This window comes from Bacillus sp. P4_D3 (assembly GCF_056401855.1).
Window position 1 is genome coordinate 1 of sequence record NZ_JBFUIN010001330.1, and the last position, 546, is coordinate 546.

General features: G+C 32.4%; 1 protein-coding gene and 1 pseudogene. Both read right to left on the minus strand.

Annotated features, from left to right (window positions below):
• A pseudogene (locus tag AC1DTM_RS31155) lies at nt 1–90 on the minus strand (GNAT family N-acetyltransferase); the annotation flags it as partial.
• Nucleotides 91–164: 74 nt separating this feature from the next.
• On the minus strand, nt 165–546 hold a 382-nt coding region (locus AC1DTM_RS31160), incomplete at its 5' end, for a P-loop NTPase family protein (protein ID WP_477001783.1).

Here is a 546-nt window from a genome sequence, read left to right on the forward strand (position 1 = left end):
AATACTCTCCGCATCTTGAATGGTAAACTCTTGTAAGTAAATATCACCACAGTCTATTCTAAATAACCTAGTCAAATTTTCTTCTCTCATGTTCCCACCCCTTAATCCCGTATAAAAATCAGTAATTATGGGAACCTCCTAGCTAGAAGGTTCCCATAATCACATTAAAGTGCTTTTATCTGTTTCGTAAGTTCTTTAAATCGTTCGTCAAGTTCTTTATATTCTTTATCGTTAAAAGTTAAAAAGCTTAATTTACCTAATACTTCTTGTCTCTCTGTTTCTAACGTTAAACGTAGCTCTTCAATATCATCTCTTGTTTTAATAGGTTCCTCTAGCTGCTTTTGTATCATATGATTTGAAAACACAAGTTTCGTGTTAGTTGTTTTCTCTAGAAAATATCGATCGTGAGAAACTATAACTAATGTTCCATTATACTCAGCCAATGTATTTTCAAGTTGTTCCCTTGAAGGTAAGTCTAGATGATTTGTCGGTTCATCTAAAATAAGTACATCTTTTTCCTCTAAAATATAGGTCATTAGCTTACAC